The organism is Streptomyces sp. NBC_01635 (assembly GCF_045209715.1).
GTDB classification, from domain to species: Bacteria; Actinomycetota; Actinomycetes; order Streptomycetales; family Streptomycetaceae; genus Streptomyces; species Streptomyces hirsutus.
Genome location: NZ_CP109277.1, coordinates 2,934,214 through 2,952,620, shown reverse-complemented (window position 1 = coordinate 2,952,620; position 18,407 = coordinate 2,934,214). Strand labels below are relative to the sequence as shown.

General features: G+C 73.9%; 14 protein-coding genes. 4 read left to right on the top strand and 10 right to left on the bottom strand.

The features are described from left to right. Positions 1–9 precede the first annotated feature (9 nt). The 6 genes from OHB56_RS13950 to OHB56_RS13925 form a co-directional block, all read right to left on the bottom strand. Positions 10–765, bottom strand: a complete 756-nt coding sequence (locus tag OHB56_RS13950; protein ID WP_055629734.1) for a bifunctional 2-polyprenyl-6-hydroxyphenol methylase/3-demethylubiquinol 3-O-methyltransferase UbiG — start codon at positions 763–765, stop codon at positions 10–12. Beyond that, positions 762–2,102, bottom strand: coding sequence for a condensation protein (locus OHB56_RS13945; RefSeq protein ID WP_406353560.1), 1,341 nt, complete (start codon positions 2,100–2,102; stop codon positions 762–764). Before OHB56_RS13945 ends, OHB56_RS13950 begins: the two co-directional genes overlap by 4 nt. Beyond that, a complete protein-coding gene (locus tag OHB56_RS13940) occupies positions 2,099–6,526 on the bottom strand; it encodes an alpha-(1->3)-arabinofuranosyltransferase family protein (protein WP_406353559.1) in 4,428 nt (1,475 codons plus the stop codon). Before OHB56_RS13940 ends, OHB56_RS13945 begins: the two co-directional genes overlap by 4 nt. Then, positions 6,523–7,278 (bottom strand): class I SAM-dependent methyltransferase, encoded by a 756-nt coding sequence (locus OHB56_RS13935; RefSeq protein WP_406359051.1) that lies wholly within the window; start codon positions 7,276–7,278, stop codon positions 6,523–6,525. Before OHB56_RS13935 ends, OHB56_RS13940 begins: the two co-directional genes overlap by 4 nt. A gap of 56 nt (positions 7,279–7,334) precedes the next feature. Beyond that, entirely contained in the window at positions 7,335–8,528 is a 1,194-nt protein-coding gene (locus OHB56_RS13930; protein ID WP_055593306.1) for a glycosyltransferase family 4 protein, read from the bottom strand. A gap of 403 nt (positions 8,529–8,931) precedes the next feature. After that, a complete protein-coding gene (locus tag OHB56_RS13925) occupies positions 8,932–9,906 on the bottom strand; it encodes a DUF3068 domain-containing protein (protein WP_326752570.1) in 975 nt (324 codons plus the stop codon). 253 nt (positions 9,907–10,159) lie between these two features. On the opposite strand from OHB56_RS13925, the gene OHB56_RS13920 reads away from it, so the two are divergent. The 4 genes from OHB56_RS13920 (at position 10,160) to OHB56_RS13905 (ending at position 13,804) form a co-directional block, all read left to right on the top strand. After that, positions 10,160–10,312, top strand: a complete 153-nt coding sequence (locus OHB56_RS13920; protein WP_167353774.1) for a hypothetical protein — start codon at positions 10,160–10,162, stop codon at positions 10,310–10,312. Between the two features lie 3 nt (positions 10,313–10,315). Beyond that, the gene (locus OHB56_RS13915; protein ID WP_406353557.1) at positions 10,316–11,563 is read left to right on the top strand and encodes a helix-turn-helix domain-containing protein; all 1,248 of its coding nucleotides are present in this window, start codon (positions 10,316–10,318) and stop codon (positions 11,561–11,563) included. 601 nt (positions 11,564–12,164) lie between these two features. After that, entirely contained in the window at positions 12,165–12,938 is a 774-nt protein-coding gene (locus tag OHB56_RS13910; protein WP_326752568.1) for an IclR family transcriptional regulator, read from the top strand. After that, positions 12,935–13,804, top strand: coding sequence for an SMP-30/gluconolactonase/LRE family protein (locus OHB56_RS13905; RefSeq protein WP_406353555.1), 870 nt, complete (start codon positions 12,935–12,937; stop codon positions 13,802–13,804). Before OHB56_RS13910 ends, OHB56_RS13905 begins: the two co-directional genes overlap by 4 nt. Before the next feature lie 36 nt (positions 13,805–13,840). On the opposite strand, the gene OHB56_RS13900 is transcribed toward OHB56_RS13905, so the two are convergent. The 4 genes from OHB56_RS13900 to OHB56_RS13885 all read right to left on the bottom strand — a co-directional run bounded on the left by OHB56_RS13900 (position 13,841) and on the right by OHB56_RS13885 (position 18,317). Continuing rightward, positions 13,841–15,271: an FAD-binding protein gene (locus OHB56_RS13900; RefSeq protein WP_406353554.1), complete on the bottom strand. Its 1,431-nt coding sequence runs from the start codon at positions 15,269–15,271 to the stop codon at positions 13,841–13,843. Beyond that, the gene (locus tag OHB56_RS13895) at positions 15,261–16,499 is read right to left on the bottom strand and encodes an MAB_1171c family putative transporter (RefSeq protein ID WP_406353552.1); all 1,239 of its coding nucleotides are present in this window, start codon (positions 16,497–16,499) and stop codon (positions 15,261–15,263) included. Before OHB56_RS13895 ends, OHB56_RS13900 begins: the two co-directional genes overlap by 11 nt. 76 nt (positions 16,500–16,575) lie before the next feature. Beyond that, positions 16,576–17,778 carry an MAB_1171c family putative transporter gene (locus OHB56_RS13890; protein ID WP_406353551.1) on the bottom strand — a complete coding sequence of 401 codons (1,203 nt, stop codon included), beginning with the start codon at positions 17,776–17,778 and terminating at the stop codon, positions 16,576–16,578. Then, positions 17,775–18,317 carry a toxin gene (locus OHB56_RS13885; RefSeq protein WP_406353549.1) on the bottom strand — a complete coding sequence of 181 codons (543 nt, stop codon included), beginning with the start codon at positions 18,315–18,317 and terminating at the stop codon, positions 17,775–17,777. The genes OHB56_RS13890 and OHB56_RS13885 overlap by 4 nt, the downstream gene beginning before the upstream one ends. Between the last annotated feature and the right edge of the window lie 90 nt (positions 18,318–18,407).

The following is an 18,407-nucleotide window of genomic DNA, read 5'->3' as shown; positions in this document are numbered from 1 at the left end:
GGTCCCCCCTTACGTCCGGCGCGCGTGCAGCAGCAGGATCGACGCGAGCGGCGGCCGGACGCAGGCCAGCCGGTCCAGCATCCGCAGCGGACGCGGCACCCCGTGGAACGGGGCGCCTTCGAGACGTACGACGGTGAAGCCGGACGCGGCGACGAACTCCCGCAGCGCGCGGGCGGTGTAGAGCCGCAGGTGCCCCACCACCTCCGAACCCGGCCTGCCGTGGATACCGCGCAGGCTGACCTCGGAGAACACCGGCTGCACCCCGGCCAGCAGCAGCGCCCGGTTGTACCAGGCGGCCAGATTGGGGGTGGACAGCATCAGATGGCCCCCGGGGCGCAGCACCCGGTGGATCTCCTCCAGGGCCGCGTCCGGGTCGACGAGATGCTCGATCACCTCGCTGAACAGCACCGCGTCGGCCGATCCGGACGCGAACGGCAGCCCGCCGTCGGTGAGTTCGCCGCGCACCGCGTACGGCATCCGGGTGCGGGCCCGCGCCAGGGCGTCCTGGGACCAGTCGACGCCGACGAGCCGGTGGCCCTGCAGGAGGGGTGCGGCGGTGGCCGCGGCGGAGCCGTCGCCGCAGCCGATGTCGAGGATCGTGCGCGCGCCCCCGGCACCGGCCGGGCCGAGCGCCCCGGCGAGCATCCGGGCCTGGCGGAGACTGCGGGAGGGGCCCGAGGCCACGGGGACGGCGGGGTTCTCGTAGAAGTCGCGCAGGTCGCGGGGCGGGGAGGCAGCGGATGCGGTGGTTGCGCCGGTCGTCACGGGGTCGCCTCCGTGGAGTGCAGATGGTGCGCGAACAGGTCGCGGAGGTGGGCGCCGTCGTCGTGCCCGAGCAGTGCGCGGGACCAGCGCACGGCCAGGTGCAGCCGGCCCGCGGTGGAGGCGGTGGCGAAGGTGAGGCCGCGGGGCATCCGGGCAGGGGCCGAGAACCACACCGCGTGCGCGCACCCGGCTCCCTCTCCGAAGTCCAGCGGGTACGGGATACGGCCGATGTTGCTGAGCAGGGTCGTCGACATCCAGGGCGCCGCCGCCCTGCGCAGGGCGCGGGTGAGGGCGCCGCGGGCGGTGACCGGCCCCCAGGGCGCGGTCAACAGGACTGCCCCGTGACCCAGTTGAGGGCGGGGGAGTGCTTTCAGGGCGCGGGTGCGCAGGGCCGTGCGGTGCAGCAGGGCGGGCAGGTCGGATGTGTCCAGCTCTTCGGGGGAGAACGGGACCTCGACCAGCCGGGTGCCGTTGCCGATGGGCATCGTGGCGTCCCGGGGACGGTCGTCCACCGGCATGGTGATGCGCAACGGGCGGACCCGGGCGCCGTGTTCACGGTTCCAGTGGGCGAGGGTCAGGGCGGTGGCGACCATGAGCTGGTCGTTGACGGTGTACGGGGAGCCCTTGGGCCGGTGCGGCAACGGAAGCTCGGTGTGGAGCAGTCCGTTGCCGCGACGGGGACCCGGGGGCGGGTCCGGGGCGCCGCGGGCTACCCGGGCGGGCGACGCCCACGGGGAAGGCGTGTCCGGCGCGTCCGCCCGCGGCGTCCCGGACGGCCGCACGGGCGGGGCGGCGGCCGAGTTGTCCCGGCCGCCGTAGATCTCGGCGGTGGTGGCCAGGATGCGCAGGCCGGCCGGGCCGTCGAGCGCCGTGTGGTTGAGGGTGAGGAGCAGAGCGGTACCCGTCACGATGCCCGCGCGGCCGTCAGCCCCGCCGCCGGCCCCGCCGCCCGCCCCGGACTCGGTGTCACCCGGGGCGGTCACCACCTCGAGGCGGATCGGCGGGGACGCCGTGAGCGGAGGCGCCACGGCCATGGCCCGGCTCCGGGCGCCTTGCAGGGAGCCGGGACCCGGAGGCGGAAAGCTCACCGCCTCCACGTCGGGCTCGTCGGTCAGTTCCCACTCGTAGCGGCGCCGGTACCAGGGGCCGGGGGCCTCGCGCATGAGGACGCGCGGGTGCCGGCGCAGCGCCTCCAGGAACGCCTTGCGCAGGCGGCCGGCATCCAGTTCCCCGGGGAGGTGCGCCTCGATGAGCACCGTCTCCGGTTCCTCCTCCTGGACGCAGTGCCGGGACACCTCGTCCACCACGGGGAACGGGATACGCAGGGGAGCGGTCATCCGGTCGTGCCCCTTTCCGCCGGCCTGTCGCCCGCCGGCCCGTTGCCCGCCGTGCCGTCCGCGTCACCCGTTTCCCGTACGCGGGGAAGCGGCTGCGTGGGCTTCTCCAGGACGGGCGGCGCCGAGTGCGCCGGTACGTGAGGCGGCACCGGGGGCGGCGCGGCCGTGTCGTACCGCGCCGTGCCGTACCCCGGACCGCCGGCGGCTCCGGCCCCGTGCCCGTCCGCCCCGGTCCCGTCCGCCCGCCCGGATCCCCAGCCGTCCTCCCGGACCGCGCGCCCGGAATCCGGACCGCCGAGGCTCACCAGCGCCGCGAACAGACCGATCAGTGCCAGCAGCTGGGCCAGGTGCCCGAAGGCGCCCTCGCCCACGCCCGCCGGTTCCCCGGCCCCGAAGGCCGCCACGATCCCCGCTCCCGCGAGGGCGGCCAGCGCCACCGGGACCAGCAGGGCGGCCCTGCGCCACGCGAGCAGCGCCAGTGCCGGGACCAGCAGCGCCCACCAGCCCGCGATCACCACGCCGACCAGCGTCAGCGCCACCGCGCCCAGCCACAGTCCGGGCGCCGCCGGCGCGGGCTGCGGGGCATCGGGGTTCTCGGCCTTCCGGCGCCACAGGGCCAGCCCGATCAGCACCGCGATCCCGACGCCGCTGCCGATCAGCCCGGCGTCGTACGTGGTGGCGGGACCGTAGGACAGCTTCACGGTGCCGCTCTCGCCCGCCGGGATCCGCCAGCCCTGCTGCCAGCCGTCCAGCCGCAGCGGCGTCAGTTCCTCGCCGTTCAGGGTGGCCGTCCAGCCCTTGTTGTGGTTCTCGTACGTCGTGAGGTACGAGGCGGCGCCCGAACCGACCGTCAGCTCGCGCTGGTCGCCCAGCCAGTCCCGGACCTCCAGCTCGCGGTCGGCCGCCGAGACGTCCGGCACGGTGCCGCGGGTCAGGGTCAGGGCGGTCACGGTGAGCGGTCCCTCGTCACCGGCCTCGACCCGGTGGTCTCCGGCCGACAGCTCCAGGGCCGTCTCCTCCCGGCCCTCCTGGCAGAGCGTCACGTCCACCGGACGCCGCTCCACCAGGTCGCCCACCGTCCCCTTGACGCTGGTCTCGTGCAGCCGGCCGTCGACGGCCAGCACCGGTCCCTTGCCGCACGCCAGGGTGAATTCCCGTTCGGCGGACGGCTGCGGGGTGCGGTACGCGTCGAGCGCCGGGATGTAGACCTCGGTCAGACCCACCGGCAGGTCGAGGTCCTCGCCGACGACGGGGTTGTGCAGGGTGAGCGGTGCGGTGCGGGTGATCGTGATGTCGAGCCGGTCGGTGGTGATGGCAGGGAAGGTGACCTTGCCGTTGTCGTCGACGCCCGCGATCGCCGCGCCGTCCGGGGAGCTGATGTGCACCTCGGTCGGCCGGGTGGACAGGCCGCCCGCGGCCGCCAGCACGATCTCGCCGACCGGCTGCTTGCCGTCCCAGCTCAGGTGGACGACCGGCTTGTCGCCCGCGATCCAGGAGGTGGTCAGGTCACCGTCGGTGAGGTTGCGCGCCGACAGGCCGGCGCCGAGGCGCGCGGTGGAGTCGGCGGTGGCGGTGATCCGGGCCTGCTGCTCGGGCGCCACCTCGTACAGCAGCCGGTCCAGTCCCTCGCCCGGCACGGCCACCGCGCTCGCCGCGACCTCGTACGTGCCCGCCGTGCCCGTGGCGAACGTGCGGTGCAGTCCGTTCTCCGTACCCGTGGGCGACAGTCCGGTCGGGTCGGCGGCGCGGTGCAGCGAGACGACCTGGGCCGCCGCCGTCGAGTCCTCCGAGTCCGTGGGCAGCCGCAGCATCCGGGTCACCCGCACGTCCGGCAGGTCGATCTCGGAGAAGCCCGCGCCGCCCAGGCCGGAGTGCCCGGACACCGAGTCGACGATCGTCAGTTTCATCCAGCGCGTCGCGCCCTCGGGCGTCTTGACGTCCTGCTTGGCGCCGTTCGCCTGGAGGAAGCTGGTCTCGGAACCCCGCTCCGTCTCCACCCGCACCTTGGTCGCCGCCGCCCGCACGCTGTCCTGCGGGAGCGGGGTGAGGCCGAGGGAGTCCGGCATGTCGTAGCTGCCGTCGAAGGCGATCCGCAGCCACTGCCCGTCGGGCGATCCGGCCGATCCCTCCGCCCAGGCCGTGTCCGGGCTGCCGTCGAAGGCGTTCACCGGGTCGTACTGCGGCAGGTGGAACAGCCAGTTGCCGTACGAGGACGCCGACACCGAACGGGCGCCCCGCAGTTCGGCCACCGTCTGGTGGTCCAGGCCCTCCTTGGGGAGGATCTGGTGCGGCCGCTCGCCCGCGCCCTGCACGGAGTCGGGCGCGTTGCGCTCGTCGCGGGTGTACGTGTACGACGTGTTGGAGTTGACCAGGCCGAACCGGGTGTCCGCGTACCGCATCCCGTCGCCGGTCACCTGCACCGGCGGGGTGCCGAGCCCCGGGTGGCCGTCACCGGTCAGCACCGCCGGCCGGCCGCGCAGCTCGCCGGCCAGCGGCAGCAGCGCCTCCGGGCCGCCGGAGACCACGGCGGTGTCGGCGATCGGGGCCAGCGAGGCCTGCCCCGGACGCCGGACGTCCGTCCCGGTCGGACGGTAGATCTCCACCGCCCGCTGCTGCGGGTACAGTCCCTCGACCTGGAGCGGGGTGCCGTTCGCGATCACTCCGCCGGTCGACACCGGACCGAGCCCGGTGACCCGCTCGTACCCGGACTGCGCCAGCGTGCGCTTGACCGTGGTGGTCGGCACCTGCCCGACCTGGTCGGGGTCGAGGTCGTTGCGGACGACGACGTAGAAGACGCCCGCCCGGCTCAGGTAGTCGGCCAGGCCCGGCACCTCGGCGCCGGTCAGCAGGGCCTGCTCGACCGCGTCCATGGCCCGCCGGTTGCCCGGGGTGCCGAACGGCACGTAGTCGCGCTGTGCCCAGCGGGAGTCGGCGACCACGTCGAGCGGCTGGTCGATGGTCGAGCCCCAGGTGTGGATGCCGTGCGCGGTCGCCGGTACGACCAGGGCCCGGGAGTCGGGGGAGTTCTCCTCCAGCCAGTCGGCCGTGGCCTGCCAGTACCTGGGGATCTCCTGGAACGAACCGGGGTTGAGGATCGACCCGTTGAGATACGGCCAGGCCAGCCCTGGCAGGATCAGCACCGCGGCGACCAGGGGCGCGAAACGCCCGCCCCGTCGGCCCCGCACACGCCGCCCGGCCCCGCTCGCCGTGTCGGCCGTCCGCGAGCGCGCGGCCACGCTGACCAGGTGGGCCAGGCCCAGGACCAGGGCGAGCGCCAGGCCCGTCTGGAACTTGTAGATGTTGCGGAACGGCGACAGCCAGCCGTCCAGCCAGCCCTGCACCACCGAGTGGAACGGGCCGCCGAACGCGCCGCCGTAGCCGGCGAGCAGCACCAGCACCGTCACCAGCACGGTCAGCACCAGCCAGCGCCGCTCCGGCAGGTCCCGCCGGGCCAGCCCCGCCAGGCCCAGACCGGCCGCGAGCGCCGAGCAGACGATCACCGGCACCGAGGAGGCGACCGTCCAGCCCGCGGGCAGCCACGCCTCACCGAAGTGCAGGTACGCCACCCAGTTCCCGGCCCCGCGCAGCGCCTCGGTGGCCGCCATGGTGTCCGTCGTGGTCTGCGCGGTCTCGACGTAGGGCAGGAAGTTCTCGCCGTACACGCCGAGCAGCAGCAGCGGGATCCACCACCAGGAGGTCGCCACCGCGACCGCGGGCGCCCACCAGGCGATCAGCTTCCACCGGCGCGGTCCCGGCGGCCGGGACAGCAGATACAGGCCCACGGGCAGCAGCGACGCCAGCGTCGAGGCCGCGTTGACCCCGCCCATGAACGGGACGAGCAGGGCCGAACGCAACGCCGCGACCCGGGCCGTGTACCGCTCGTTCGTCAGCGGCAGCAGCACCCACGGCAGCAGCGCGCCCGGCAGGGCGGCGGCCGACGTCGAGCCGATCACCGTCGTGAACAGCGGCCACAGCGCGTACGCCGTCGCCGCGAGCAGCCGGGAGGTCCCGTTGCCCACGCGCAGCCGCTCCGCGAGGCGCAGCGCGCCCCAGAAGGCGACGGACACGATCAGCGAGAACCACAGCCGCTCCGCCAGCCACACCGGGAGCTGCACCAGGTCGCACAGCCAGTAGAACGGCAGCATCGGCCACAGGTAGCCGACGTACTGGTTGTTGACCCCGCCGAAAGACCCCTGGTCCTGCCAGAGCTGGCCGAGGTCGGCGAGGAACCGCCCCGGGTCGACGGTGACACCCAGTTTGGTGTCGAACGTCTGCCGCCCCGGCTGTACCGCCAGGAGCAGGACGAACATCACCGCCCAGAAGCCCAGCAGCCAGCGCCGCGACCGCGGACCCTGGGGTGGGCCCGCGGCGGTCGCGGTACGGGGGACGGCTGCCGGAGGGGGAGCCTGGACCGTGGTCGTCATTCGGGACACCGCCGGAGGATGAGAAGGAGATTCCACGTTGCGAACTCACGCAGACCGGGCACCTTGACCACGGTCTCGGTGAGGAACGGCCAGTAACGGGAGCGCGCCGAGACGATGCGTACGTCGGCGCGGCCCCGTACTTGCCGCAGGGTGGTACCGATGTGTACCGGGAAGAGGTTCTCGCCGAGCGTGTGCTTGGCGGGCCTGCCGGTTCGGCGCCGGTAGCGGGCACGGGCCCGCTCGGCGCCGAGATAGTGCCACGGGGCCCATTCGTGCCCGCCCCACGGCGAAAACCAGTTGGTGAACGACACATAGATGAGTCCGCCCGGTGTGGTCACCCGGGCCAGCTCACTGAGGAAGGTCTGCGGATCGGCCACGTGCTCCAGGACGTTGGACGAGAACGTGACGTCCGCTGCCCCGTCGCACAGGGGCAGCAGGTAGCCGTCCGCGACCACGGTGCCCTCGGGAGGCTTCTCGGCCAGCTCGCGCACGTCCGGCTCGAACAGGAAGGCGTCCGCGCCGCGGCGGCGGAACTCCTGGGTGAAGTGCCCGCTGCCGCCGCCGACGTCGACCACGACGCGGCCCGCGACGGGCCCGCCGTACGCCTCGACCTGGTCGGCGGCGTCCCGGGCGAGCAGCGCGTAACAGGCGTCGGGGTCCTCCTGCTCACGCATGAAGGCGCGGAAGAGAGCGAGTGAACGGCGCGGGGAGGGATCCTTCGGCGCGCCGCCGCTCCTGCCTCTGCCGCCCATGCCTCTGCCACCCGGCCCTGTTTCGGTCATGCCCCTGTCACTCATATGTCTGCCGCTCATGGCCGGTGACTCCGCACCGCCTCCGCCGCCACCGCGCGGAACCGCCGCACCGTGCGGTCCCAGCGGAACCGGGCGGCGTGGTCCCTGGCCGTCTCGCCCATCAGTTCCCGGCGGGCGCCGGACAGGGCGAGCGTGCACCAGGCCGCCGCGAACGAGGACTCGCCGGGCGCCAGCACGCCGGTCTCACCGTCCACCACGGAGTCCCTGAGCCCCGGCACGTCGAAGGCGACGGTCGGGGTCCCGCGGGTGGCCGCCTCCGTGACGACCAGGCCCCACCCCTCCACGGCGGAGGGGTGCAGCAGCAGCCAGGCCGCGCACAGCAGCCGGTGCTTCTCCTCCTCGGAGACGTGACCGGTGAACTCGACACCGGGACCCGCGAGGCGTTCGAGACGCTCCCGCTCGGGGCCGTCGCCGACGATCACCAGCCGGCCGCCGGTGACCGGCCGCACCCGTTCCCACAGCCTGAGCAGCAGATCGATCCGCTTGTACTCGACGAGCCGGCCCACCGCCACGAACAGCGGCTCCGGGGACCGCCCGGTCCGCGGACCGGGTTCCTCCACACCGTTGTGCACGACCCTGATCCGCTCGCGCGGTACGCCGATCCCGTGCAGCGCGTTCGCGGTCGACGGGGAGACGGCGACCAGCAGCCCGTGCTGCCGGGCGCCGGTCAGCGCCCAGTGCTCGAGCCTGCGCCCGATCCGTGCGGCCGGAGCCAGCGGACCGCCGAAGCGCATGCCCCACAGGTCGGTGTGCACATGGTTGACCAGGCACAGCGTCGGCCCGCGGTGCCACATCGGCGCCAGGTACGGCATGCCGTTGCAGACCTCGACCAGCAGATCGCAGTCGCCGACCTGGCGGGCGAAGGTGGAACGGGCACGCAGAAAGTGACTGTAGGCGCCGCCCGCCGACACCACGCGGTAGCCGCGGACGGGGGTGCCGCCCCGCTCGGGCGCCGCCGAGAGCCTGGGAGAGGCCGGCCCTCCGCACAGCAGGGTGACCTGATGGCCCATGCGGGTCAGGCCGTCGGCCAGCCGGTCGACCAGCAGTTCGGAGCCGCCGGCCGAGGGATTGTCCAGGTCGCGGTGGGCGAGGAAGACGATCCGGCGGGGGTTGGCAGGCACCGCCGGAGGTGGCTGCGGCACGCTGGGGAGCGGCGTGCGCAGCGAGGAGGACGGTACGTGCTGGGGCATCGGTGCTCCAACTCGTCTTGAGGTCATGCGTGGGGTACGCGGGACACGTGCGGATGGGGCTGGGGTGTGCGAAGCGCGGACCGCGGTGCGAAGCGCGGGGAGTGTCTGAGGTGCGGGGAGGTCACGAGGTGCAGGGAGTGTCACGAGGCGCAGGGGGTGCGGAACGTGGTGGTGGTGCGGGACGTGGTGGTGCGGGACGGATGGATTTCGGACGGACGGGACGACGTCGAGCGGGACGCGCACGCTCCGGGAGAGCGCTCGGGCTCCCCCTGGGCGTGCACGGTGAATGGCTTGTGCACGGGGTGGGGATGGACAGTTTTCGCCCAGACGTCCCCCAGGGCTACTCACCGGGATGACAATTTCGGGCCCGGGTGACTCGAAAGTCACTGAGTTTCGTGAGTATTTACTGAGCAGTACCGGGCAAACCGGGACGCTCTTCTTCCTTCCGTCCACGTGCCACCAGAATCCCACCGGTCACCGCGAGCACGAATCCCGCCACGGCCGCGCCGACCGGAACGGTCTCGCCCACCATGCGCAGCTGCCCGCTGTCACGCTTCGCCTGCCGCACGGCCTCCTTCTGCGTCGCGGTCGTGAACGCGAGCTTCTCCGCGTCCAGCAGCACCGCCGCGTCCTCGTCCCCGCCCGGCGCCCGCAGCGTGCGCCGGGGGCCGGTCTGCGCGTAGACCACCCGGCCGGTGGCCTGGTCCACGACCAGCTCGAGGCCGTGGTTGGAGTACCACTCCTCGGCCAGCACCTGCGGCTGGTCCGGCTCGTCCACGAGGCTGCCCGGCACCAGTCGGGTACCGGTCTTCGTCGCCGGCACCGAAGCGGTGAACCGGTAGCCCGTGTACCCCTGGACCTTCTCGGTGCCCCGGTAGCGCATCACGACCGTGTCGCCGAGGGTGTTGTCCCACCACTGGTAGGAGCGTTTCTGCACGTCGAAGGGGAACTTGAGGTACGCCTCACCCTCGATGCGGGGCTCGGCCTCGCAGCAGTGGACCGGCTTCGTGGTCTGCCGGTCCAGCACCCAGCGGTGCGGCGCGAAGTCCAGCGCGTCGTGCGGATCGGCGGCCGGCAGCGACTTGTCGGTGTCCACCGTGGTGATCACGTCCCACACGGCGGCGTTCCCGCTGTCCGCGCTGGCCTCGACGTTCCCGCGCACCCGCTGGGTGACGGTGATCGCCTGGCCCGACACGGTCTCGACCCGGTCGAGGTCGAACACGCTGCCCCGGCCGGTGTAGACGGCGGTGGTGTCGATGTCGACCGGGTTCACGGCGGCGCGTGGCTGGACGTACCACGCCAGCAGGGGGGCCAGCACCAGCAGAAACGTTCCGAAACCGAGCATGGCCAGGGAAAAGGGGGAGGCTGTACGGCGCATCCGGGCACTCCAGAGGCTTGGGACGGATCGACGCGGACAGGCCGGATCCGTAGAGGGGAAACGCGCATGGGGGAGGGGCGGAGCCATCCGGCACCCCCTGCGGGCCGGGACCGAACTCCCTCTGGGCCGGGAACCGTAAACGCCCCTTGACGCAGTGTCAATGCACACTCGACACTGAGGGACGACGCACAGGGATGGCGGAACGCACTTTCGGGGGTGGGGAAATCCTCCGAACAGAGAGGCTGACCCTGAAATGTCCAGACTGCTTGCCGCCGCGCTGACGGTCGTGCTCGCCTCGGCCCTCGCCGTGGGCGCCGCCCTCGGCGTGGTCGCGCTGCTCGATGCCACCCCCGAGCAGCCGAACACGCCGTTGATCACCTACGAGCACGCGGGGCAGGGGAGCTGACCGGTGACGGCGTTCAGAACCGTCACGGCCCGGTCCGCCTGGCAGGACGTACCACGCTCACAGGTGCACAGGTTCGCCGAGACGGCCATGGCCGAGGCGCCCGGACTCGCCGAAGAGATCATGGGTGAGATCCAGCGGGAGTACCCCGAACTCCCCGTCGTGCTCGACGACTCGGGCGAACCGATGGCTCTCGTCGGTATCCGCCGCGCCATCGAGGTGTTCGTGCAGCACCTGGAGCACGCCGACCATGTGGCGGGCCCTCCCACGGTGCCGCCCGGTCTCTTCCACGACTTCGGGCGCGGTGAGGGCCTGCACGGACGGTCACTGGACTCGCTCCAGGCGATCTACCGGCTCGGTGTCCGCATGGCCTGGCGGCGGCTCGCCGAGATCGGCCAGCGCATCGACATCCCGCCGCCCGCGATGTACGAACTCGCCGACGCGGGCTACGAATACCTGGACGGACTGGTCGACCAGTCCGTCCGCGGCTACGCCGAGGCCGCCGCCCGGCAGGCGGGGGAGCGGCTGCGGTTGCAGCGCCGGCTGATGGAACTCCTGCTCACCGAGCACCACCGGGGCGATCCGGCCGAAGCGCTCGCCGAGCGGGCCGCCCGCGTCGGCTGGCCGCTGCCCGGGAAGGTCGCGGTGGGCGTCCTGCGGCGCCCCGCGCGGGAGGCGGTGGCGCCCGCCGTGGGCCAGGAGGTGCTGCTCGACATGGAGTACGAGCAGCCCCGGATGATCGTCCCCGAGCCGGACGCCGCGGGCCGCCCCGAACTGCTGCACCGCGCGCTCACCGGCTGGTCCGGCGCGATCGGACCGCCGGTGCCGCCGGCCGACGCGGCGAAGTCGCTGCGCTGGGCCGAGGCCGCCCTGCGCCTGATGGAACGCGGGCTGCTGCCCGCCGGCGAGGTGCTGCACTGCACCCAGCACACCGAGGCGCTGGTGCTGCTCCAGCCCGAGGAACTCATCGACGACCTCGCGCTCAAGTGCCTCGCCCCGCTGGCCCACTGCGCCCCCGCGAACGCGCGGCGGCTCGCGGAAACACTGCTGGCGTGGCTGGAGACCCGGGGCGGCGCGCCCGAGGTGGCGGCGCGGCTCGGCGTGCACCCGCAGACCGTCCGCTACCGGCTGCGGCAGATCCGCGAACTGTGGGGCGACGAGATCGACGACCCGGACCGCCGCTTCGAACTGGAACTGGTCCTGCGGGCGCAGCGCCTCCGCGGCGAACTGGGAGGAACCCGCACCCGGCGCTGACCGGAGGGGCGCCCCGGACCGCCGGGGCCGGCGGGGCGGGCAGGACCGGCGGAACAGGAGAGAACCGGTAGGGCTGCTAGGGCAGACGGAGCCGGTCGGACAGGCAGGACCGACGAACCGCCAGGACTGGTGAGGCGGACGGGACCGGCGGAACAGGAGAGGACCGGTAGGGCAGACGGGACCGGTCGGACAGGCAGGACCGACGAACCGCCAGGACTGGTGAGGCAGACGGGACCGGCGGAACAGGAGAGGACCGGTAGGGCAGACGGGACCGGTCGGACAGGCAGGACCGACGAACCGCCAGGACTGGTGAGGCAGGCGGGGCAGGCAAGGCCGGCGAGAGCGGGGTGGACTGCCCCGCCTGCCTGGACTGCCTGGACTGCCTTGACTGCCCGGGCTTCCCGGATTCCCCGCACTGCCCGGGCAGGTGGGGCCGCCGGGGCCGTGTCGGGACCGGTCCGGCCGCCGGGTCCGGCAGGCCGGTGTCGACTCTCCGGCAGGCCATTGCCCGGGTGGGTCCGGATGGCTAGCCTGTGTGTTCGTCATTCCGATCGCCTGTTGATATCTCGAACGGGCTGAGACAGACAGGGAGGGGCCGGTCGTGGGACGTCTCGTACCAGCCGTGACCCGGGCTCTCGACATTCTCGAGCTCTTCCTCGACGGGGACGGGACGCTCTCCGCTCCCGACATCGTGCGCAGGCTCCAGTTGCCGCGCACCACCGTGCACGAACTGGTGACCACGCTCGCCGCCCGGAAGTACATCGTCCCGGTGACCGGCCAGCCCGGCCGCTACCGGCTCGGCGTACGCCCGTACCAGCTCGGCGCCCGCTACGCCGAGCACCTCGACCTCGCCGCCGAGGGCCAGCAGGTGGCCCGGTCCGTCGCCGAGACCTGCGACGAGACGGTGCACGTGGCGATCCTGGAGGACACCGACGTCATCTACATCGCCAAGGTGGACTCCACCCACGCGGTACGGATGGTGTCGGCGGCCGGCCGCCGTCTGCCCGCGCACTGCACCTCCGTGGGCAAGATGCTGCTGGCCTCCCTCCCCGAGAAGGAACTCGCCGCGCGCCTGCCCGACGACGCCGGGCTGGCCGCGATGACCCCCAACAGCATCACCGACCCGGCCGCCCTGCGCGAGGCCCTCGCGGAGATCCGGGCCCGGGGCGTCGCCGTGGAGAGCCGCGAGTCCAACCCGGACGTCAGCTGCGTGGCCGCCCCGGTCCGCGACCGCACCGGACAGGTGGTCGCCGCGCTGTCCATCTCCGTACCGATGATCCGCTGGAGCGACGACCGCCTCGCCGAGCTGGAACAGCTCGCCGCCAAGGGCGCCGACGACCTGTCCGAGCGCCTCGGCCACCGGAGGACGTCATGACGGCGACACGCGACGGCGCCTCCTACGAGGTGGCGGTCCGGGCGGAGTCCGCCCTCGGCGAGGGCCCCACCTGGGACCCGGCGACCGGCCGCCTCCTGTGGATCGACATCCTCAACTCCCGCCTGAACAGTTACGATCCGGCCACCGGCCGGCGCACCCTGCGCCGCACCGACCAGCACGTGGGCGCGGTCAAGCCCCGCGCGGGCGGCGGCCTGGTCCTCAACCTGCGGGACGGCATCGGCCTGCTCGACCCCGACGACACTTTCCGCTGGCTGTGCCACGAGCCCGTGCCCGGCCGCCGCGGCAACGAGGCCGCCGTCGCCCCCGACGGCGCCCTGTGGGCCGGCACCATGCGCTACGACGAGGCCACCGGCGGCGGCACGCTCGCGCGCGTCACCGGCGACGGCACCGCCGAACTCGTCCTCGACGACGTGACGGTGAGCAACGGCACCGGCTGGAGCCCCGACGGGCGCCGGATGTACTACATCGACACCCCCACCCGCCGTATCGACGTCTTCGACCACGACGCGGACACCGGCAGGGTCACCGGCCGCCGCCCGCTGGCCGAGGTGGAGGACGGCGCCGGCTTCCCCGACGGCCTCACCGTCGACGCCGAGGGCTGTGTGTGGGTGGCGCTGTGGGACGGCGCGGCGGTACGCCGCTACACCCCGTCCGGCGCCCTGGACCGGGTGATCGAACTCCCGGTCCCGCGCGTCACCGCCTGCGCCTTCGGCGGCCCCGGCCTGACCGACCTGTACATCACCACGGCCCGGGTGGGCCTGCACCCCGCCCCGCCCCTGGCCGGCTCGCTCCTGGTCGTCCCGGGTGCGGGCGAGGGCGTCGCCCAGCCCGCCTTCGCGGGCTGACGCACGGACCGCTCCCCTCCCCCGCCCGCCCGTCGCTCAGAACCCCGTACGGTCCAGTTGTTCGAGGACCTTGTGCTCGCCGGGCGTCATCGGCGGCCGGGTGGACGGGGGCAGGGGGGAGCCGGCGACGGTGGCGAGCACCGTGGCCGGGTGGAGCATCCGGGCGGGGGACGTGCGCAGACCGGTGACGTCCCAGAGCGCCGAGGCCGCCGGGTACGAACCGGTGGCCGCCCGCGTGACGCGCCGCGTGTACGCGGAGACGACACGGTCGGCGGCGGTCGGCGCGCCGCCGCGCACCCCCGGGTACAGCACGTCCTGGCTGACCGCCATGGACCAGGCCGCCTCCGTCACCCGTGCCGCACCCCGCTGCACCCGCCGGGCGAGACCGGGCGCGCCGAGGTCACCGGCCACCCCGTTCAGCTCCCGGCCGAGGACCCGCACGCCGAACGCGGCCACCGACATGCCGTGCCCGTACGCGGGGTTGAAGGTGGCCAGCGCGTCCCCGAGGGCGACGAAGCCGTCCGGCCACCGGGGCGCCCGCTCCAGATACCGCCGCACGTTGCTCGTCGACCGGCTCAGATGGATGTCGGTGAGCGGTTCGGCGCCGGAGACCAGCCGGCCCACGATCGGGTCCGGCAGGTCGAGCATGTACCGCAGGAAGCCGTCCGGGTCCGCGGGCGGCTCACCGCCGCGTGAGCCGCCGCAGCTCACCAGCCACCGGCCGCCCTCGATCGGCATGACCATCGCGCTCCGCGCCGGCCGGGAGACGAACGGGTTCGCCTGCACGATCGTCAGCGGGAACCTTTCCGCCCCCTCCGGCACCCGGTACAGACGCGTCGCGTTGACCAGACCGGAGTCCACGATCCGCTCCCGGATGCCGGACACCCCGAGCCCGTCCAGCCAGGTCATGACCCGCGTACCGCGCCCGCTCGCGTCGACGACGAGGTCCGCGTCGAGTTCCTCGTCGCGGATCGCGTGGCGGTCTTCCCGGCCGCCGGGCGCCGCCACCCGTACTCCGTGCACCCGCCCGGCGGATCCCGTCAGCCCGGTCACCGCCGCCTTGCGGATCTCGACCGGCGCGTGTTCCAGCACCGCGGTCCGTATCACCCAGTCCAGCAGCGGCCGGGTGCACGTCAGCATGACCGGTCCCGCGCGCCGCCATCGTCTCAGCCAGCCCTCGGAGGTGAGGGCCAGCATGCCCGAACTGAGGGACACCTCGTGCGCGCCGGCGGCGAGCAGCCGCCCCCGCGGATCCACGCCCGGCAGCAGCTCCTCCATGGCGTCCAGCCCGCCCGGCATCAGCAGGTGCGCGTGGTGCCCCTGCGGCAGGCCCCGGCGGTGCTCGGGGCCGTCGGGCAGATCGTCGCGGTCCAGCACGATCACCTCGTCCGCTCCGGCGTCGGACAGGGCGGCCGCTGCCAGCATGCCGGCCAGCCCGGCACCGATGACGACAGCTCTACGCGACATGGGGCTCCTCGGGTTCTGCCATGGGTCCAGCCATGGAGTTCGGCCCCGCGCCGTCGGGCGCGGGAGGTGTGCGGGGCGCGGTGGCGGCGGTGGGGGGAGGGCGGTCCCGGTCCAGCGCCCGGGCCAGTTCCACCAGCCCGCTCGTGCCGGAGACCTCGGTGGCGTGCAGCCGGTAACGGCCGTCCGTCTGGGGCGGTTCCTCGCGGGCGGCGGCCCGGCGCGCGGCGTCGGCGAGCATGGCGGCCTCCGCCGCCAGCCGGGCCTCGTGGGGGGAGCGTCCGGCGGCCAGGGCGTCGTCCCGCGCCCGCTCGCGGACGCGGTGGTCGAAGTACGGCGCCAGCGCGAGCAGGGCGTCGTGGATGGAGACCTCGCGCCACTGCAGCCGGACCTGGGGGAGCTGCCACCAGGCGGTGGGCGGCTTGGGAGCGGTGGACGCCGACCGGACGAGGCACCACAGGGGAGCCAGCCGCCGGTGGTCGAGCAGCCCCCGCCACTGGGCGAGCGCCGGGGGCAGCAGCCTCGGCAGCACGAATCCCGCCGAGCACAGCACCGCGCCCAGCGAGGCCATCGGCGGGGCGACGCCGGTGGACAGGAAGTCGAGGTCGTGCCCGTTCCAACGGGCCACGACCGCCGCGTACTTGGTCAGCTGGAAGCCCACCACGTCCAGCAGGGTGCCCAGCAGGATCAGCCGCAGCCCGGTGCGCAGCAGCCCGGTGACCTCACGGGCCCACTTCAGACACACGGCGCACATGACCAGCATGGCCGCGCTGTGCCCGAGCAGGTACAGCAGGATCATCTCCCGCATGAACGGGGTGTTGGCGTAGTACGTGTCGAGGTCGGTCAGCCGCTCGGTGTCCGCGTCGGCGAGCGCGAACAGGACGACGATGGCGAGCACCAGCAGCCCGTACGCGGCGACGCTGCGCAGCACCATGCGCCGCACCAGCTCGCGGGGCCCGCCCCGCCAGTTGATCAGCAGGACGAGCGCGGCGCAGCTGTACGCGGAGAGCATCCCGTAGGTCAGCGGCGCACCGAAGTTGGGGATGCCGGTGAGCTCGTTGACGGCGGCCAGGGTCGCCGGGGCGGCACAGACGAAGACCAGGGCGGCGAGCGCGATCGCCACGCAGGTGGACAGCGTCAGCGGGTCGCGCAGGGCGGTGCGCGGGCGGCGCCGCACCAGGACGGAGGAGATCCCCAGCATGAAGGCGGCCAGGTACACGACGAGGCTCATGCCGCGGCGCCCCCTCGCGGCGCGGGGCGCCCGGCACCACCGGACCGGCGGGGCCGGCCGCCGCGGGCGTCGTGGTTCATACGGCCCCCGTCGGTGTCGCGGGCGCCGTGGCGGACGGTGCCGGTTCCGCCGGCGTCACCGGGGCGACCGGTGCGGCGCCGGCCAGGACGTCGGCGATCCGGGCCAGTTCGGCCGGCCCCGGGATCCGGTCGAGGAACCGTCCGGTGCCGTGGGCCGGCGGTGGACGGCGTCCGGGCGCGGCCTCGTCCCGTACCGCGGTGCCGATCACGGCGGCCCAGGCGGCGGCCTCGGCCCATTCGGGACCGGCCGCCGTCCTGAGCGCGGACGCGCGGGTCCGGTCGAACAGGTCCCGGTCGAAGTAGGCGTCCAGGTGGCTCAGCGCATTGTGGATGCTGGTCTGCCGCCACACGAGGAGGGCGGCGGGGGAGGCGAGCCGGGGTCGGGGCAGCCGCAGCGTCCGCCGGACGAGCAGGTCGTCGAGCGCCCGCTCCAGCGGTTCGAGCCGGGCGTACGTCCGCCGGGCCCGCCCCCACCGGGCCACCCGGGGCGTGACCAGCGGCACCAGCACCCCGACGACCGTCAGCAGCGCGCCCAGCCCCGCGGCGGCCGGGGAGACGGCGGTGCCGAGCGCCGCCCAGTCCCGGCCGGACCAGCGGGCGACCACCGCGACGAGCTTGGCCACGCTGTAACCGGTGCCGCACAGCGCGCCCACTCCCATCAGGGTCAGGCCCGCCCGCAGTCCGCCCCGCACCCGGCGCGCCCAGCGCAGCGACGTCACCGCGGTCACGGTCACCGCGATGAGGTGCGCGACCAGGTACAGCACGATCATCTGGGCCAGGTAGGGGGTCGTCGCGTAATAGGTGTCCAGGTCGGTGCGGCGCTCCACCGGCGCGTCCCCGAGGGCGAAGGTCACCGCCACCCCGGCCAGGACGCCGGTGTAGGCGAGAATCCAGCGGCGGGCGGTGCGGCGCACCCCGGGTCCGCCGCGCCAGTGCACGACGAGGACCTGGGAGGCGGCGCCGTAGGCGATGATCGCCGCGTACGTCAGCGGCGCCGCCAGGTTCGGCACCCCGCCGAGGCGGTTGATCGCGCCCACCGTCGGCGGCGCCCCGAGGAAGAAGCAGAGCCCGGCCAGCCCCAGCACCGCGCAGATGGAGCGCAGATACGGATCGCGCCGGTGCCGCAGCAGGTCCGGGGCCCGCACCAGCAGACCGAGCCACAGCGCCCCGCAACTGGCGTAGTTGATCAGGCCGTTCATCGTCTGGTCCCGCGGTGGTTGAGCGCGGCGCCGATGCGTCCGGCGAGGTCCTGCGGTTCGCCCGAGCCGTCGCCCCCGGCGGCGAACACGGAGTCGGTGGAGGCGTCCATCCAGGTGCGCAGCCGACGGCCCATCAGCATGCCGAAACGGTCGGCCTCCTGCTCCTCGGCGAGGCTGAAGTCGGTCCGGGCGGCGACGGGCCGACGGATCGTCGGGCCGGCGGCCGGGCGGTCGCCGGATCCCGCTTCCATCCGCCGCCGGTTCATGTGCCACACCTCGTGGCAGAAGATCACGATCTGGTGCCACGCGGCGGCCCGTTCGTCCACCACCACGTCGTCGTGGCCCTCCCGCTCCAGCCACAGGCCGCTCGCGGTGTGCGGCGGGAACGCCGCCCGGTGGACGAGGACTTCACGTCCCCGCCAGACGCCGACGGAGGCGACGAGTGCGTCGAACAGGACCTCGGGATCGGCGGGCACCGGCACCCGGATGGGCTCGATGAGCGCGTCGGCGAGACGACGCATCTCCTTCCTGGTACGCACCGCTCTCTCCCTTGTTTCCCTGTTCCCCCGGGTGATCTCAAGGCCGTTCGAGAGTACGCGCCGTGAGGGTCCACGTCATGCGAACAGGTG

What these genes read in the sequence shown, in the direction of transcription:
- OHB56_RS13895 (WP_406353552.1), bottom strand. Translation starts at nt 16,499, where the DNA reads ATGAGCCTCGTCGTGTACCTGGCCGCCTTCATGCTGGGGATCTCCTCC.
- OHB56_RS13945 (WP_406353560.1), bottom strand. Translation starts at nt 2,102, where the DNA reads ATGACCGCTCCCCTGCGTATCCCGTTCCCCGTGGTGGACGAGGTGTCC.
- OHB56_RS13925 (WP_326752570.1), bottom strand. Translation starts at nt 9,906, where the DNA reads ATGCGCCGTACAGCCTCCCCCTTTTCCCTGGCCATGCTCGGTTTCGGA.
- OHB56_RS13900 (WP_406353554.1), bottom strand. Translation starts at nt 15,271, where the DNA reads ATGTCGCGTAGAGCTGTCGTCATCGGTGCCGGGCTGGCCGGCATGCTG.
- OHB56_RS13935 (WP_406359051.1), bottom strand. Translation starts at nt 7,278, where the DNA reads ATGGGCGGCAGAGGCAGGAGCGGCGGCGCGCCGAAGGATCCCTCCCCG.
- OHB56_RS13905 (WP_406353555.1), top strand. Translation starts at nt 12,935, where the DNA reads ATGACGGCGACACGCGACGGCGCCTCCTACGAGGTGGCGGTCCGGGCG.
- OHB56_RS13940 (WP_406353559.1), bottom strand. Translation starts at nt 6,526, where the DNA reads ATGACGACCACGGTCCAGGCTCCCCCTCCGGCAGCCGTCCCCCGTACC.
- OHB56_RS13930 (WP_055593306.1), bottom strand. Translation starts at nt 8,528, where the DNA reads ATGCCCCAGCACGTACCGTCCTCCTCGCTGCGCACGCCGCTCCCCAGC.
- OHB56_RS13920 (WP_167353774.1), top strand. Translation starts at nt 10,160, where the DNA reads ATGTCCAGACTGCTTGCCGCCGCGCTGACGGTCGTGCTCGCCTCGGCC.
- OHB56_RS13890 (WP_406353551.1), bottom strand. Translation starts at nt 17,778, where the DNA reads ATGAACGGCCTGATCAACTACGCCAGTTGCGGGGCGCTGTGGCTCGGT.